The sequence below is a fragment of the Bacillus cereus group sp. TH152-1LC genome (assembly GCF_027710505.1).
GTDB lineage: Bacteria > Bacillota > Bacilli > Bacillales > Bacillaceae_G > Bacillus_A > Bacillus_A mobilis.
In genome coordinates, this window is sequence record NZ_JAQFNK010000028.1 from 37317 (window position 1) to 52965 (window position 15649).

Consider the following 15649-nt stretch of genomic DNA (forward strand, 5'->3'; position numbering starts at 1 on the left):
ATGAAGAAAATACACGTATTAGCGCTTATTCCAGTTTTTTGTTTAGTTGTTGGACCCATATTTGCTAATTCAGTTACTCCTTACGTATTAGGGATGCCATTTTTATTATTTTGGGTATTATTATCAGTGCTCATTACGTCTCTTTGTATGGGACTTGTGTACGTATTTGATCCTGCTAATAAGGGGGATGTGAAATGACCGCATTACTTATCATTATATTATTTTTGTTTCTCGCACTATTTTTAGGGATTCGGGCACAACATGGAAAAGACATGAATTTAGAGCAATGGTCAGTTGGTGGAAGAGGATTTGGCACTATTTTTGTTTTTCTTCTAATGGCAGGTGAAATTTATACGACTTTCACATTTTTAGGCGGGAGTGGATGGGCGTATAGTAAAGGAGCGCCTACGTTCTATATTTTAGGTTATGGTGCATTAGCTTATATTTTATCTTACTTTTTATTGCCGCCGGTTTGGAAGTATGCGAAAGAGCATAATCTTGTTTCACAGCCAGATTTTTTTGTGAAGAAATATAAGAGTCAGACACTTGGCATAATCGTTTCTATTATAGGGGTTATTTCGATTATCCCTTACCTTGTTTTACAGTTAAAAGGATTAGGTATTATCGTTTCTGAAGCGTCTTACGGAAGGGTATCACCAGTTGTTGCAGTGTGGATTGGTGCAATTGTCATAACGATATATGTAATGGTTTCAGGTATACACGGCTCTGCTTGGACGGCCGCTTTGAAGGATATTATGATCCTGTTTATCGTTATGTTTTTAGGTATATATTTACCGTACCATTATTACGGAGGGTTTCAGCCGATGTTTGAAGCTGTAGAAGCAGCGAAGCCAGGGTTTTTATCTTTACCTGATGAAGGAATGAGCATTTCTTGGTTTGTTTCTACTATTGTATTAACAGCTCTCGGTTTCTATATGTGGCCCCATACATTCGCTTCTGCTTTCTCTGCGAAAAATGAAAAAGTATTTCGTAAAAATGCGGCAATTATGCCACTGTATTCTTTAGTTTTACTTTTCGTATTCTTTGCAGGTTTTGCAGCTATCTTGCAAGTTCCTGGATTAAAGGGAGGGGATGTAGACCTTTCATTATTCCGACTGGCTCTTCAAACTTTTGATCCTTGGTTTATTGGGATTATTGGTAGTGCGGGAGTTTTAACCGCATTAGTTCCAGGTTCTATGCTTGTCATGGCCGCGTCTACATTATTAGCAAAAAATATTTACCGAACAATGGTTCCGTCAGCTTCAGACAGACAAGTTGCTAAAGTGGCGAAGTTATTTGTTCCTGTAGTAACTCTTGTAGCTGTTTTGTTCACTTTTAAAGGTGGAGAAACAATAGGAGCACTTCTTTTAATGGGATATAGCATAGTGACACAACTTTTCCCTGCACTTGTATGTAGTTTGTTTCCGCGGCAAGTTATTACGAAACAAGGGGCAATTGCAGGCATGGGGATTGGGTTGTTAGTGGTCGCATATATTACTTTATCTGGCTCAACTATAGCTACGGTGTTTCCGGGTTTCCCTCAATATATAAAAGATTTAAATGTAGGTATAGTTGCATTGTTAATGAATATGATTGTGATGTTTATCGTTAGCGGATTCACGAAAAATGTATCTATAAAGACAGACAATATAATAGTAGAAAAGTAATCCGTGTGTTAGAGCTATCTTTGAAAAGAGATAGCTCTTTTTTGTATATATTTTCTTCTATTAGCGGAATCTAACTAAAAACTTGTTGAAAAGGAAGTTAGGTGGGGGAATTGTTAGAGTTAAAAGGTAACTTATTTGAAGTTATGAAAGAAATTAGGGATGAGTTAGGTTCGCCTAATGATTTAACAATTAGGGAGGTTGCTCTTGCTGGTAGTTTTACACGCTGTGCTGTTATTTTTTTATGTGGGTTAACTGATAAGGATAATGTTTATAAATATGTAGTTCGTACACTTCAATATGAAGAAGTACATAAAGAAGAAGCTGTTGTTCAAACATTATTGGATCGTTTTATTTCTATTGCGGAAGTCGGTAAGAAGACAACGTTTCCGGATATTATAAATGCGATTTTAGCAGGAGATACGGTTATATTAATTGATAATATTCAAACCGCTATCGTGGTTAATAGTAGAGCTTGGGAAAAAAGAAGTTTAGAACCGCCGGTAACAGAAGATTTAATACGTGGACCGAGGGTTGGATTAAATGAAGATATTAACGTGAATAAAATGTTAATTCGCCGTAGTTTACGCGATCCAAAGCTGAGATTTCAATCTTATATTATGGGGAAGCGATCGCAGAAAGAGGTAACCCTAGTATATATAGAAGACATTATTAATCCTTACATTGTAAAAGAGCTAGATCGACGTCTTCAATCGATAGTGACAGATGTCGTTTTTGAGACGGGTACGATTGAGCAATTAATTCAAGATAATAATTTGTCACCGTTTCCGCAGTTTTTGAATACAGAAAGGCCTGATAATATTGTGGCCTCATTAGCGAAAGGAAAGGCAGCTATTTTGGTGGATGGGTCACCGTTTGCTCTTATAGCTCCGCTAGTATTTGTTGATATTTTTCAATCTGTGGAAGATCACTATGAGCGCTGGGTAATTGGGACTTTATTAAGAATTTTGCGGATGGGTTCTGGTATAGTCGCAGTTTTAATGCCGGCGATGTATGTAGCGCTCGTCTCATATCATCAAGGGCTTATTCCTTCTAAACTGGCGTATTCAATTGCTGAGGCAAGGGAAGGTGTTCCATTTCCTGCCTATATAGAAACGCTAATGATGGCATTAACGATGGAGTTAATACGAGAAGCGGGAATTAGGTTGCCAAAACCGATGGGGCAAACAATTGGGATTGTAGGTGGTCTTGTAATTGGAGAAGCAGCGGTGAACGCAGGAATTGTAAATCCGTTTTTAGTTATCATTATTGCGGTTACAGCTATTGCTACCTTTTCTCTCCCTGTATATAGCATTACGATTACGTTTCGTATTTTACTTTTCGTCTTTGTATTAGCAGCGACTGCTTTTGGTTTATATGGAATTATTTTAGCGCTTATCGCACTCGCAGTTCATATTACGAATTTAACGAGTGTTGGTGTCCCATATACAACGCCTATTGCTCCTGCATTTTATAAAGATTGGAAAGAAGAAATTATTCGCATGCCAAAATCGATGTTGAAAGAGAGACCGGAATATTTACAAACGAAAGATGCTATATTACGTCCAAAGGAGCGAGAGTAATTGAAACCATTTGAGTATGGCGATGAAGAGATTGGATCTCGGGAAATTGGGTTTGCGGTATCTTCAACAATTATTGGTATAGGAGCATTGTCTATGCCAAGAGATATTGCTGGCCAAACTTTATTTTCGGACGGTTGGATTATTTTGCTTTTGGGTGGATTAGTTTGTGCAGTTTTAGGTTGGTTTGTAACGAAGGTAGCTATTTTATTCCCGAAACAAAACTTTGTTCAATATACGAGTGCGCATTTGACAAAGCCTGTTGCGTATACAATTAGTAGTATTTTAATATTAACATTTTCTGCTTTGACAGCATATGAATCGCGAATGATTTCAATTATTTCTCAAACGTATTTGTTTAGCGATACACCGATACAACTACTGTCTTTCTTCTTCTTATTAGTTGTTATTTATGGAATAGCGGGATCAAGAGCGGCCTTATTAAGGTTAAATGTTCTATTTTTACCTATTGTTTTAATTGCGATAGTGCTTCTTTCTTTATTGAATATAAATTTAATGGAAATAAATAATTTGTTACCAGCTTTTCAAACGAAAGTGAGTCAATATGCTGTTGGAGTTAAGAATTCTATTTTTACGTTTATTGGATTTGAAGTAGCTTTGTTTTATGCTGTGTTGTTAAACGATAAGACGGCAAAAAAAGCACCAATGGCAGTTGCGAAAGCGGTAATGGTAAATGTGCTGTCGTATATTTTAATTTATGTAACTTGTATTAGTGTTTTTACGTATATGACAACTCGTGGATTGACGTATCCAACAATTGAATTAGGGAAAGAAATTGAAATTGGTGGAGGGTTTTTAGAAAGGTTTGATGCGATTTTTTTTACGACTTGGATTATTACGATTTATAACACGACAGCCATGTATTACGACGTCGCATCTCTATTATTTTGCGCTATGTTTCCAAAAGTGAAGAAACATATTTTCATTTTTGGAAGTGCCCCGATCATTTTTATGCTGAATATGATACCGAGTAGTTTGAATGCTTTGTCAAGTTATGGGACTTATTTAGCTTGGATAGATATGGGGTTTGTTGTTTTAGCGCCTTTGCTCGTTTTAATTGTATATAAAATAAAAAGAAGGAATGGTAGAAATGAAACACCTTCTTAAAATTATGATGCTTATGGTTTTAGCTGGATCTATTAGTGGGTGTTCTGAGCTAGAAGAAATAGAAGAAAGAGGATTTGTAGTAGGTGCAGCTTATGATATTGTGAAAAAAAAGAAAGCGAATCCCATTATGAAAGGGACGTATCAGATGGTGCTTCCCAGTAAGTTAGCACAGCAAGGTGGACAAAGTAGTGGGGATAGTGAAAATTATATTAATGTTAGTGCAAAAGCAGATAGTGTCTTTGAGCAAATACGAATTATCGCCAAAAAAATTAGTCGCACATTATTCTTTCCGCATATACAAGTGATCATTTTTTCTAAAGATTTACTAGCGAATCCATATGTTTTACAAAATACGTTAGATGTATATATTCGTGATCATGAGATGCGACGAAATATTCGTTTGTTCGTTTCTGAAAAAGATGCAGAAGCTATATTGAAACAGAGTGCTAAGCCTGAAAACTTACCGGCGCAGTATATTGATATGTTAGCTGAACATCCTCCGAAAAATGCCCAAATGATTGAGGCCGCAAGAATTGGTGAAGTCCAGGAAAAGATGATTTCCAATCGAAGTTTCGTATTACCTATTCTTGAACTAACAAAACAAGGGGTACAAATGAACGGGGCAGCGTTGTTTCGTGGAAAGGATAATAAGTGTGTAGGCAGTTTGAGTGGGGAAGAAACATTAGGGATGAATTATATAATAGGTAAAAAAATTGGTGGGTTTTTTACCATCCGTAAAAAGAATCAACTTATTACATATGAAATTCATAAGTTGCGTCGGAAAATTAAAGTATCTACAACGAATGTCACAAAACCAAAGTTTAATATTCACTTATCTTTGGAAGGTACATTGGCTGAGTTACACTTTAGTGATCATAAAAAGGTTTTGAATGAAAAGCGTTTAGAGAAGGATATCTCGGAGGAAATGGAGAAACGCATCCAAAAGTCGATTAAGCTTGTTCAAAAAAAATATAAGGTAGATGTATTAGAATTAGGGGAAGTATATAAGCGACATAATTATAAAGAATGGAAAAAGATAAGTAATAATTGGGATCAAGGCGAAAATTACTTTAGTAATGCTGAAATTACTGTTCATGTTCATCCAACAATTGAACATTCTGGTTCAGCTTTACCGAAAAGAGTGAAATAAGGTGATGTAAGTTGTTTACTGGATTGGGAATTAGTTGCACGATATTAATGGCGGTTCTTCCGGGAACCATATACTTTATTCATAAGAAACTTACAACGTATGGGGCGCAGCCTTGGAATACTGATGCACAAAAAAAGAAACCTAAATAAATTCAGGTTTCTTTCGCGCAAAGCAAATGTAAAGGGGGATACCTTCTATGTATGCTTTGCTTATACAAGCCCTAACCAATGTACCAATTGTGTAGAGAGGAATGTTACAACAATGGCGATAACGGTAGGGATTGCAAACGATAAGAATGTCCATTTGGCACTTTTTGTTTCTTTATATATGTTAACCAGTGTTGTTCCACATGGGAAATGAAGAAGTGAGAACAACATTGTGTTTAACGCTGTTAACCAAGTCCAACCATTTTCTAAGAATAGATTTTTAATTTGATTAAAATCATCTATTTCAGTTAAAGCTCCAGTTGATAAATAAGACATTAATAAAATTGGGATAACAATTTCATTCGCTGGTAATCCAAGAATGAACGCAGCTAGAATAAAACCGTCAAGTCCTAACATTTTAGCAAATGGATCTAGGAAGTTTACAAAATACATAAGTAAGCTTGTGTCGCCGATGAAAATGTTAGCGAGTAACCAAGTTAATGCAGCCGCAGGGGCAGCTACAACGACAGCTCGTTTTAAAACATAAATAGATTTATCGAGTGTTGCACGTACAATTGTATTCCAAACTTTTGGCTTACGGTACGGTGGTAACTCAAGAGTGTAGTGAGTTGGCACACCTTTTAAAGCTGTTTTTGATAGTACCCAAGAAACAGTTAATGTCATAATAACACCAATTACAACCATCCCAACTACAACGCCAGCAGTAACTAATGTTTGCATACTACCTGTATAACCAGCAGCCATAAATAATGAAGCCATTAAAATTAACATAGGCCAGCGACCGTTACAAGGAACGAAGTTGTTTGTTAAGATTGCAAGCATGCGTTCACGTGGCGATTCAATAATACGTGTTGACATAATAGCGGCTGCATTACAACCAAAGCCCATTGCCATTGTTAAAGATTGTTTACCATGTGCACCGGAGCGTTTGAATAAGCGGTCCATATTAAATGCAACACGCGGTAAGTATCCATAGTTTTCTAATAGTGCGAACATAGGGAAAAAGATTGCCATAGGTGGTAACATAACGCTAATAACAGCACCGATACCACGGAATAAACCAAGGATTAAAATGCCATGTAACCATTCAGGTGCATGTGCTGCCTGGAACCAAGATGTTAAATATCCTTCGGCCCATCCGAAGAATTCAGCAATCATATCAGACGGTACGTTAGCGCCTGCAATTGTAAGATAAAAAATAATAGATAAAATACCGAGCATAATTGGGAATCCCCAGATGGGAGATGTGAAAATTTTATCTAGTTTTTCAGAACGATACAATTTATCGGTATTTGTATATTGAACAGACTCTTTACATATGCTTGCGGATGTTCGATAAATATCTCCGACAATATCATCTCGTATATCTTCTTTTGAGAGTGCTTGTGCATGTTGAATAATATAGTCTAATGGAAGAGCCTTACTGGCTGAGTGAGATTCCATTCATTACGACCTCCCTTACAAGTGGTTCATTATGGTGTTTTTGGAGTGTAGTTAAGAAATTTTTATCTCCATCTAATATACGTAACGCAATCCAACGTGCTGGATACGTATCACCGAACACTTTATAAATTTGTGGTTCTAATTCTTGAATCATACTTTCAATTTTTTCACTGTAAGAAACCTTAATTGGTGTTGGAATTAGTTTTTTATTTGCTACTTTAGCGATAACACTTAGCAAATGCCCAATACCTACTCGGTTACGAGCGGAAATCTTAACTACAGGTACACCGAGCGATTTTGCTAATTTCTTTTCATCAATAACGATGCCTTTTTTCTCCGCTTCATCAATTAAATTAATACAAATGACTACGTTGTTCGTCATTTCCATCACTTGGAGTGCTAAATTTAAATTTCTTTCCATTGCAGTTGCATCTATAACAACGACAGTTACTTCTGGTTTTTCAAATATAATATAATCTCTTGCTACTTCTTCATCCGCAGAATTTGAATATAGTGAGTAAGTTCCAGGTAAATCTATTAATGTATATTTACTTCCGTTATGTTCGTATTCCCCTTCAGCTTTTAAAACAGTTTTTCCCGTCCAGTTTCCAGTATGCTGTTTTAAGCCTGTTAAAGTATTAAATAATGTACTTTTCCCGGTGTTCGGGTTACCAGCTAAAGCAATGCGATGTTTGCTCATCTGAAATCATCTCCTATTGATACCCCGAAAATAAGGGAACTTTCTTCCTTACGTAATGCAATAGTTGTATTGCTTACTTGATAAGCGACCGGATCTCCAAGTGGACTGCGCTGTAATACTTTAATCGTTGCCCCAGGGATAAATCCTAAATCTAATAAACGTCGTTTCATAGTTCCTTCTAATTGTATCTTCTCAATCTGTACAAACTCTCCTGTCTTAAATGCGGAAAGTGGTTTTGTATTAGCCGATACCATAAAAGTTACCTCATCTCTATATTGTTAGTTTAAGTTTAAAAAGTTTCCTTAGGTAAACTTTTTGTTAGTAATATAGTAGACTACATTGGATGATGCTGTCAATTGGTACTTTAAAAATATTCATTTATTTTTAGAATTGTTCCAATTTATTTAGTTGTACTAAAAAATATTACTGAAATTCTGTTGAATGTAAATGAAGTAAGAGTGTAAAAGTTAAAAAATATAATGGATTTGTAAATATATTTTTAACCAAGAGGGGAAAAGAGCGAAAAACATTTACATTGAATTTACATTGTTAAGACTAAATTTACATTACTACTTAATTAATGTGGATTTTGTTGGGTTCTTTAACTATAAATGTTGGGATTCCTAGCTTTTAAAGAGTATTATCGTCATTTACTTAAAATTAAAAATTGCTTAACACTCACATAATATTGTTGTCCTACAATGAATTTGTGTTCGAAAGAAAATGAATTCGAAAAGCGATAATCCAAATGGGGGTACAAGACATGGTTATGAAAAAAGGTATTAAATTTTCTTTAGCAGCTTTAGTGGTGGCAGGAGCGTTAGTTGGATGTGGGAAAGCAGAAGATACAGCTAGTAAAGACACTGCTAAAGGAAGCGATAATACAAAACAAGAATTATCAGGTACGATTGCAGCAGCTGGTTCTACAGCTCTTCTACCTCTTGCGGAGGAAGCTGGAAAGAAATTCATGGAAAAAAATTCAAAAGTTTCTATTCAAGTTCAAGGTGGCGGTAGTGGAACTGGGATTAACCAAGTAGCATCGGGTGCGGTACAAATTGGTAATTCAGATGTTCCATCGGGAGATAAAATAAAAGATGCTGAAAAAGCGAAAGAATTAGTAGATAACAAGGTTGCGGGTATTGCATTCGCACTTGTCGTAAATAAAGATGTAAAAGTTGATAACTTAACAGTACAACAAGTACAAGATATCTTCACTGGAAAAGTAACAAACTGGAAAGAGGTAGGCGGGAAAGATGAAAAAATCAACGTAATTAACCGTCCGGCTTCATCTGGTACACGTGCTACATTTGAAAAGACAGTTATGAAAGACGCGAAAATTAATGATGGAACTGGTACAACACAAGATTCTAACGGTGCAGTAGAGCAAGCGATTAACTCTACTCCAGGATCAGTAAGTTATTTAGCAATGTCTTACATGGTTGGCGAGAAAAAAGGTGCACTACAAACAGTGAAAATTGATGGTTCTGAACCGAAAGTTGAAAACATTTCTTCTGGTAAATATCCATTCTGGTCTTACGAGTACATGGTAACAAAAGGTGAAGCGAAAGAAGCAACGAAAGCTTACATTGACTATGTAAAAGGTAAAGACTTTGAAAAGCAAGTAGAAGATATGGGTTACATTCCAATGTCTAAATTAAATAAGTAATAAAATTTTATGGGGCTGGCTGCAAGGCCAGTCCTGTTCATTTCAATCTATGAAGTGGGGTCTGACCTGTGATGAAGGGGAAAAAACAAATTAATTACGTAAAAAGTGAGTATATAGGAAGATCGCTTGTTACGTTTTGTGGGATTTTTATTGTTTTAATTACATTAGCTATTATTGCGTTTATTTGCGGTAAAGGTATTCAATCTTTTACACAAAGCGGTATCTCATTTACTGAGATGTTAACATCGACAAAGTGGAATCCAAATGCTGACGAAGGAACCTTTGGAGCTTTGATTTTCATTGTAGGTTCAACAGTGGTTTCGTTAGGTGCGGTTATTATTAGTGCACCAATTGCTATAGCTCTTGCTATATTCATGAATTTAATTTCGCCGAAGTTTGGAAATAAAGTATTGAAGCCTGTTTTAGAATTATTAGTTGGTATTCCTTCGGTTGTATACGGATTATTAGGGGTTACGATTTTAGTGCCGCTATTACGTGATTCATTCGGGGGAGTGGGCTTTAGTTTAATTGCAGGTATTGTTGTATTAAGTATTATGATTTTACCTACTATTGCTAGTATCGCTTCTGATGCAATACGCTCTGTTCCATTTGATTATTTAGAAGCTTCTTACGGTCTAGGATCAACAAAATGGCAAGCGGTTAGCCGAGTGATTGTTCCTGCTGCGAAAAAAGGGATTTTAACAGGTATTGTTTTAGGTTTAGCGCGTGCTTTTGGTGAAGCATTAGCGGTTCAAATGGTAATCGGGAACACAATTAAATTACCAGAAGGAATATATAGTCCGACAGCAACGTTAACTGGTATTTTGACAATGGACATGACAAATACATTGAACGGTACTGCTTGGAACAATGCGCTATGGACTTTAGCGATGATTTTACTTGTTATTTCATTCCTGTTTATTTTAGTAATTCGAGCGATTGGGCAAAGAGGTGAGCGATAATAATGAATGCAAGAACGGTAAATAAAATTTGGACAGGTATCTTTTACGCAGTTGCAGCTTTAGTTGTAGCTCTGCTAGTATTCTTAGTGTTTGAAATTTTGCAAAAGGGATGGGGATTTTGGGATCCTAATTTCTTGTTTGGAGAACCAAGTAATACAAGAGCTGGTGGTGGGATTGGTCCACAGTTATTCAATTCCTTCTACATGCTTGTTATAACGCTTGTTATATCTATTCCTCTTGGGTTAGGTGCTGGAATATATTTAGCGGAGTACGCAAAGCAAGGGCGTTTTTTAAATTTTGTTCGTTTATGTATTGAGACAATGGCATCTTTACCTTCTATTGTTGTTGGTTTATTCGGTTTACTAGTGTTTGTTACAATGACGGGCTGGGGGTACACAGTAATGGGTGGTGCTCTTGCTCTAACTATTTTAAACTTACCAGGTTTAACACGTGTTTGTGAAAATGCAATTTCAGAAGTGCCTCATAATGTAAAAGAGGCAAGTCTTGGATTAGGTGCAACGAAGTGGCAAACAATCGCTCGTATTATTATTCCGTCGTCATTACCGCAAATTATTACAGGTATTATTTTAGCGGCGGGTCGTATATTTGGGGAAGCGGCCGCACTGATTTACACAGCGGGTTTAACATCTCCAATTTTAAATTCAGCAGCGGACTTCTCAAGTCCTGCGCATCCTTTAAATCCATTTAGACCAGCTGAAACGTTAGCGGTTCACATTTGGAAGTTAAATTCTGAAGGAGTTATTCCGGATGCGAAGTTGATCGCGACAAAATCTGCAGCTGTATTAATTATTATGGTATTACTATTCAACGTTATTTCGCGCTTGGTAGCATCTGTATTGCACAAACGTTTTACAGGAACGAAAAGAAAAAGTAAAACGACGAAGAAAGTAAAAGCGGCATAAATGATAAAGAGGAACTCTCTGCTTATAAGTAGAGAGTTCTTTTGTATTTTAATATAGAAGGAATGGATGTAAGGATTGTTGAATTTGTAATTGATTGATTCTTATTTAGAACAATAGTGTGATATTGGATAGTCCATGTCTATATGAGGGGATGGTTGAAAAAGGAATGAAACTGTCTAATAAACATGGTGTAAAATATAAATATATCGAATGTTACCTTAATGATATGGAAGAGATTAATAATAGGCTACAAGCACGTAAGCGTATGGTCAGTCAGATTGGTAGAGTGGATTCGGAATTAGCTTTTAAAAAGTGGTTAGATGGTAGTAAAAGACCTTCGAATGCCGAATATCTTATTGTAGATTCTGGTGAACCTTTAGAGAGATATGCTCAAAAGATGATGGGTTATATGAGTAGGTAAAGAAAAAGCGTTATCTTCATTCATGAAGATAACGCTTTTTCTTTTAAATATCAGGTGTTTCTGTAGAAGTGTTTATTTTTCTACGAGAGCGTCTTTTTCTCCCGATTTTATCTAATAGTTCATACATAACTGGAACGACTACTAATGTAAGAACGGTTGAGACTGCTAAACCACCGATAACAACGACGGCAAGACTTTTTGATACCATGCTTCCTGCTTGCGATTGACCAAATAGGAGAGGAAGCATCGCGACGATCGTCGTTATAGCTGTCATAATAATTGGACGTAATCTGGTGGATCCTGCTTCTAATAAGGCATCTCTTGTTTCCATTCCATGTTCCCGATTTTGTTGTACTCTTTCTATTAATACAATAGCGTTTGTAACGACAATCCCAATTAACATTAATGCGCCAATCAAGGAATTTACATCAACAGGTGTTCCTGAAATGATTAATCCTAAAATACCGCCAACAGCAGCTAATGGCAAGGAGAACAGAATTGCAAAAGGAGCACGCGCTTGTCCGAAGGTGATAACCATAATTAAATATACAATTCCAATTGCAATTCCCATAATTTTAAATAAATCTGTGAAGTTCTCTTGCATAGATTCAGTTGCACCTGCAATCGTTACTTTTGCGCCGCTAGGTAAGTCTAGGTTAGCTATCGTTTCGTTTACTTCTGTGCTTACTTTACTTAAATCTTCATTTGAGGCCTCGGCAGTAACTTGAATCGTTTCTTTTCCATCTTTATGGAAGACTTCTGTTTGAAGTTGCTTTTCTGAAATAGTTGCAATGTCTTTTAAAGGAATTGGTCCATTAATAGGTGATAGTATGTTTGTGTTTAAAATGTCTTCTTGTTTAGTAATGCTTTCTTTTTTGTGTTCTATCATAATAGTTGTTTTTTCATTATTGATTGAAACTTCACCAATAGGTGATTTTTTCATAAGGAATGCTACTTGTTGTGCCGCCAATTCTGGTGTTAATCCTAGTTGTTCGGCCTTTGTTTGATCAACGTGGATTTGCCATTCTTTCTTAGAGTCTTCTAAATTTGTTTTTACTTTAGAGAGAGCAGTCATATCTTTTAGTTTTGTTTCGACGATAGTAGCAGCCTCTTTTAAATTCGTTTCGTTAGTAGCTGTTACGTTAAATTGCAAATTGTTGCCGCCGCCAGAGCTTGAATAACTCGTTTTTATATAATCTAGTTCAGCAGGCTCAAAAGCTTTATGTTCTTTCTTTAACTCTTTAACATATTGATCAATATCAGAGCCTTTCTTGAAAACTACAAATATACTCGCAAGATTATTTTTTGTCGTTTGCCCCCATTGTGCATCTTCTGCACTAGATCCCATTCGTAAAATAACATCCGTTACATCCGAGTTAGAAAGTAATTTCTTTTCGAAATCGAAGGCTTTTTGTTTTTGTGTTTCAGGTGCGTAATCAGCTGGGAAAGTCATATTAATAGATAACATTGTGTCGTCTTCAGATTTTATGTTCGCTTTCGGTAGTAATATATAGGTTGCAATCGATCCTGCGAATAATAAAAAGGCGGTAAGTAGAATAATGAATTTATGCGAAAGAGCCCACTTTAATGTAGCGACATATCGTGGTGAAGAACTTGGCTTTTTGTGTTTTGTTTTTTTGAGTAGTAAAAAAGCCATAAGTGGAACAACTGTTAGTGCAACGATTAAGGATGATAGTATAGAATATACAACTGCTAATACCATAGGTAACATTAATTTTCCGATTACTCCTGATACGAGGCCGATAGGTAAGAAAACAGCGACCGTTGTTAAAGTAGAAGAAGTAATTGCAACGGAGACCTCTTTCGTTGCATCGAGAATAATATCTTTAGAGAAAGATTCTTTTTGTAAACGACGGAAAATGTTCTCGATGACAACGATACTATCATCAACGAGACGTCCAACTGCAACCGCTAAACCACCAAGAGTTAGAGTGTTAAGTGTGATGTTAGATTGGTGTAGTAAAAAGAGTGTTAATAAAATAGATAATGGAATACTGACAACAGCGATGAGTGTTGTTCGGAAGTTACGCAAAAAGATTAAGATAATTAGAGTTGCAGCAATTGCTCCAAGAATTACTTCTTTTCCCATGCTAGTAACAGCATTTTCAACTTGCTCATGAGTTGAGGCTAAAAGTTTGATAGAAAACTGATCTTTATATTGTTTACTTATATCTTTGATTTTCTTATCGATTTCTTTTCCGATTGCAACCGCATTTTTGCTTGGCTCTTTCATGATGATTAATCCAGTGCCTTCTTCTCCGTTTATATGTGAGATTGTATCGTAGTGTTGTTTAAGTTCAATTTGAGCAACATCTTGCAATTTTACTTGAGGTGCAACGGTAATGTTTTTAATAGCATCTACATTTTTTATATCCCCAATGACGCGAAGGTTATATTCTTCTTTATTAACGGTAACGGCTCCAGCTGGAGTGGACGTTTCTTTTCCTTGTAAAACTTTTAATATTTGCTCGGTTGTTACGTTTTTATCTTTTAATTGGTTTGGGTCTAGTATGATAGCTAATTCAGAGGTTGATTTTCCGAAAAACATAACGTTGGCAACACCATCAATGCTTTCGAGTTGTGGTACGATTTCTTTTTCGATTTGTTTTTCATCTGCTTTTGAAAATCCGTTTTGCTTCTGGATAGCAATTTGAGCAAGTGGAATCATAGAAGTGTTTAATTGGCTAACTATGGGTTTCGTTGCGTCTTTAGGTAATTTAATTGTATTAATGGCCTTTTCGACTTCGCGTGCTGCATCTTTCATATTTGCTTTAGATGTATACGCGATATCGATGCGTGATAATCCCTCGTGCGTAGAAGAGGTGATGCTGTCGATGTGCTCTAAGTTGCGAAATTGTTTTTCGAGGGGATCAGTTACTTCTTTCGTCATTGCTTCAGCATCAAGTCCTTGAGATAAGGTTGTGACAGTGACTGCGGGATTATCGATGCTTGGTAAAAATTCCATAGGTAATTTAGAGCTGGAATAAACGCCGAGTATGGAAATGAGAAAAACCATGATGATAACAGCAGCGCGGTTTTTTAATGAAAACTTTGTTAACCTATCCATAAAGTAATTCCTCCATTGGTTTATTTATAGTTGAGTACGTCCTTTCTTACTATATAACAAAAAATGGATATTTTTCATTAATTAAATGTAAAAAAATTCTAACAATAATCTTAAGTTAATGTTTTTGTTGGGATTTCGTTATTTATTCAGCTATTGGCTGGGAGATAAGACACTCGCTTCACAATTCGATTAGGGGTACCTGCAGAAACCTGATCCATTAATAATCTTCAGGAAGAACAAAACCAAGAATCAGCACATTCTCTTTATTAGGAAGTGAACATGCTGATTAGAGAGGGGAGCGATGAATCTATTCTTGTAGTGTGGATTGATTTGTTCTGTTATATTGTTGGCCTATAGAGAGGTGAATTGTAGGGGGCTTTAATATAGAAGAGAATAGGTTTATAAAATGCGGTTTGGTCAATTAGAGTTTATTGGTATACAATTTTAAATGGTTGTTTTCTGTAGAGGGGATGAGGTGTTCTTATATAGAAGAAAGTAGGTTGGATAATTTTTTTTGTTTTTTTATAAAAAACACTTGTTATTTAAAAATCATGATGGTATATTAATAAACGTCGCTGATGCAGAAACGCAGAAAACGACAAAAAAGAAATTTTAAAACGTAGTTGACATCGAAAAATGAAGATGTTAATATGATGAAGTCGCTTCTGAAGCGGCAGACAAGTTCTTTGAAAACTGAACGAAACAAACAACGTGAAACGTCAATTTTTATTTTTAGATGCTAGACAAACTAACTTTA

General features: G+C 36.0%; 12 protein-coding genes and 1 pseudogene. 9 read left to right on the forward strand and 4 right to left on the reverse strand.

Translation table 11 applies throughout. The annotated features are described in order from the left end of the window. From PDL00_RS31045 to gerLC, 5 genes are all read left to right on the forward strand, one after another. A complete protein-coding gene (locus PDL00_RS31045; protein ID WP_061676314.1) occupies positions 1-198 on the forward strand; it encodes a DUF3311 domain-containing protein in 198 nt (65 codons plus the stop codon). Beyond that, entirely contained in the window at positions 195-1667 is a 1473-nt protein-coding gene (locus PDL00_RS31050) for a sodium:solute symporter family protein (protein WP_242256343.1), read from the forward strand. Before PDL00_RS31045 ends, PDL00_RS31050 begins: the two co-directional genes overlap by 4 nt. A 101-nt stretch (positions 1668-1768) precedes the next feature. Continuing rightward, a complete protein-coding gene (gerLA, locus tag PDL00_RS31055) occupies positions 1769-3247 on the forward strand; it encodes a spore germination protein GerLA (RefSeq protein WP_270733391.1) in 1479 nt (492 codons plus the stop codon). Then, the gene (gene gerLB, locus PDL00_RS31060; protein ID WP_242256347.1) at positions 3248-4372 is read left to right on the forward strand and encodes a spore germination protein GerLB; all 1125 of its coding nucleotides are present in this window, start codon (positions 3248-3250) and stop codon (positions 4370-4372) included. It begins immediately after the preceding gene. After that, a complete protein-coding gene (gene gerLC, locus PDL00_RS31065; protein WP_242256349.1) occupies positions 4356-5522 on the forward strand; it encodes a spore germination protein GerLC in 1167 nt (388 codons plus the stop codon). The genes gerLB and gerLC overlap by 17 nt, the downstream gene beginning before the upstream one ends. 209 nt (positions 5523-5731) lie before the next feature. Here the strand turns inward: gerLC and PDL00_RS31070 are convergent, their stop codons facing one another. Genes PDL00_RS31070 through PDL00_RS31080 form a run of 3 tightly spaced genes read right to left on the reverse strand, consistent with a single transcriptional unit; the run spans position 5732 to position 8086 of the window. After that, entirely contained in the window at positions 5732-7132 is a 1401-nt protein-coding gene (locus PDL00_RS31070; protein WP_061676309.1) for a nucleoside recognition domain-containing protein, read from the reverse strand. Then, on the reverse strand, positions 7110-7832 hold the full coding sequence (locus PDL00_RS31075) for a FeoB small GTPase domain-containing protein (protein WP_000033846.1): 723 nt from the start codon (positions 7830-7832) through the stop codon (positions 7110-7112). Before PDL00_RS31075 ends, PDL00_RS31070 begins: the two co-directional genes overlap by 23 nt. Then, positions 7829-8086, reverse strand: a complete 258-nt coding sequence (locus tag PDL00_RS31080; RefSeq protein WP_242256351.1) for a FeoA family protein — start codon at positions 8084-8086, stop codon at positions 7829-7831. Before PDL00_RS31080 ends, PDL00_RS31075 begins: the two co-directional genes overlap by 4 nt. Positions 8087-8595: 509 nt before the next feature. Between PDL00_RS31080 and PDL00_RS31085 the strand changes: the two genes are divergently transcribed. From PDL00_RS31085 to PDL00_RS31100, 4 genes and pseudogenes are all read left to right on the forward strand, one after another. Beyond that, positions 8596-9498 carry a phosphate ABC transporter substrate-binding protein PstS family protein gene (locus tag PDL00_RS31085; protein WP_242256353.1) on the forward strand — a complete coding sequence of 301 codons (903 nt, stop codon included), beginning with the start codon at positions 8596-8598 and terminating at the stop codon, positions 9496-9498. Between the two features lie 71 nt (positions 9499-9569). Then, positions 9570-10460, forward strand: a complete 891-nt coding sequence (gene pstC, locus PDL00_RS31090) for a phosphate ABC transporter permease subunit PstC (RefSeq protein ID WP_000676674.1) — start codon at positions 9570-9572, stop codon at positions 10458-10460. Positions 10461-10462: 2 nt separating this feature from the next. Continuing rightward, positions 10463-11383 (forward strand): phosphate ABC transporter permease PstA, encoded by a 921-nt coding sequence (gene pstA / locus PDL00_RS31095; protein ID WP_097917667.1) that lies wholly within the window; start codon positions 10463-10465, stop codon positions 11381-11383. Positions 11384-11473: 90 nt separating this feature from the next. Next, a pseudogene (locus PDL00_RS31100) lies at positions 11474-11804 on the forward strand (AAA family ATPase); the annotation flags it as partial. A 43-nt stretch (positions 11805-11847) separates the two neighbouring features. Here the strand turns inward: PDL00_RS31100 and PDL00_RS31105 are convergent. Continuing rightward, positions 11848-14892 carry an efflux RND transporter permease subunit gene (locus tag PDL00_RS31105; protein WP_270733394.1) on the reverse strand — a complete coding sequence of 1015 codons (3045 nt, stop codon included), beginning with the start codon at positions 14890-14892 and terminating at the stop codon, positions 11848-11850. Positions 14893-15649 lie beyond the last annotated feature (757 nt).

What these genes read in the sequence shown, in the direction of transcription:
- PDL00_RS31045 (WP_061676314.1), top strand. Translation starts at nt 1, where the DNA reads ATGAAGAAAATACACGTATTAGCGCTTATTCCAGTTTTTTGTTTAGTT.
- PDL00_RS31050 (WP_242256343.1), top strand. Translation starts at nt 195, where the DNA reads ATGACCGCATTACTTATCATTATATTATTTTTGTTTCTCGCACTATTT.
- gerLC (WP_242256349.1), top strand. Translation starts at nt 4,356, where the DNA reads ATGAAACACCTTCTTAAAATTATGATGCTTATGGTTTTAGCTGGATCT.
- PDL00_RS31070 (WP_061676309.1), bottom strand. Translation starts at nt 7,132, where the DNA reads ATGGAATCTCACTCAGCCAGTAAGGCTCTTCCATTAGACTATATTATT.
- PDL00_RS31075 (WP_000033846.1), bottom strand. Translation starts at nt 7,832, where the DNA reads ATGAGCAAACATCGCATTGCTTTAGCTGGTAACCCGAACACCGGGAAA.
- PDL00_RS31080 (WP_242256351.1), bottom strand. Translation starts at nt 8,086, where the DNA reads ATGGTATCGGCTAATACAAAACCACTTTCCGCATTTAAGACAGGAGAG.
- PDL00_RS31085 (WP_242256353.1), top strand. Translation starts at nt 8,596, where the DNA reads ATGGTTATGAAAAAAGGTATTAAATTTTCTTTAGCAGCTTTAGTGGTG.
- pstC (WP_000676674.1), top strand. Translation starts at nt 9,570, where the DNA reads ATGAAGGGGAAAAAACAAATTAATTACGTAAAAAGTGAGTATATAGGA.
- pstA (WP_097917667.1), top strand. Translation starts at nt 10,463, where the DNA reads ATGAATGCAAGAACGGTAAATAAAATTTGGACAGGTATCTTTTACGCA.
- PDL00_RS31105 (WP_270733394.1), bottom strand. Translation starts at nt 14,892, where the DNA reads ATGGATAGGTTAACAAAGTTTTCATTAAAAAACCGCGCTGCTGTTATC.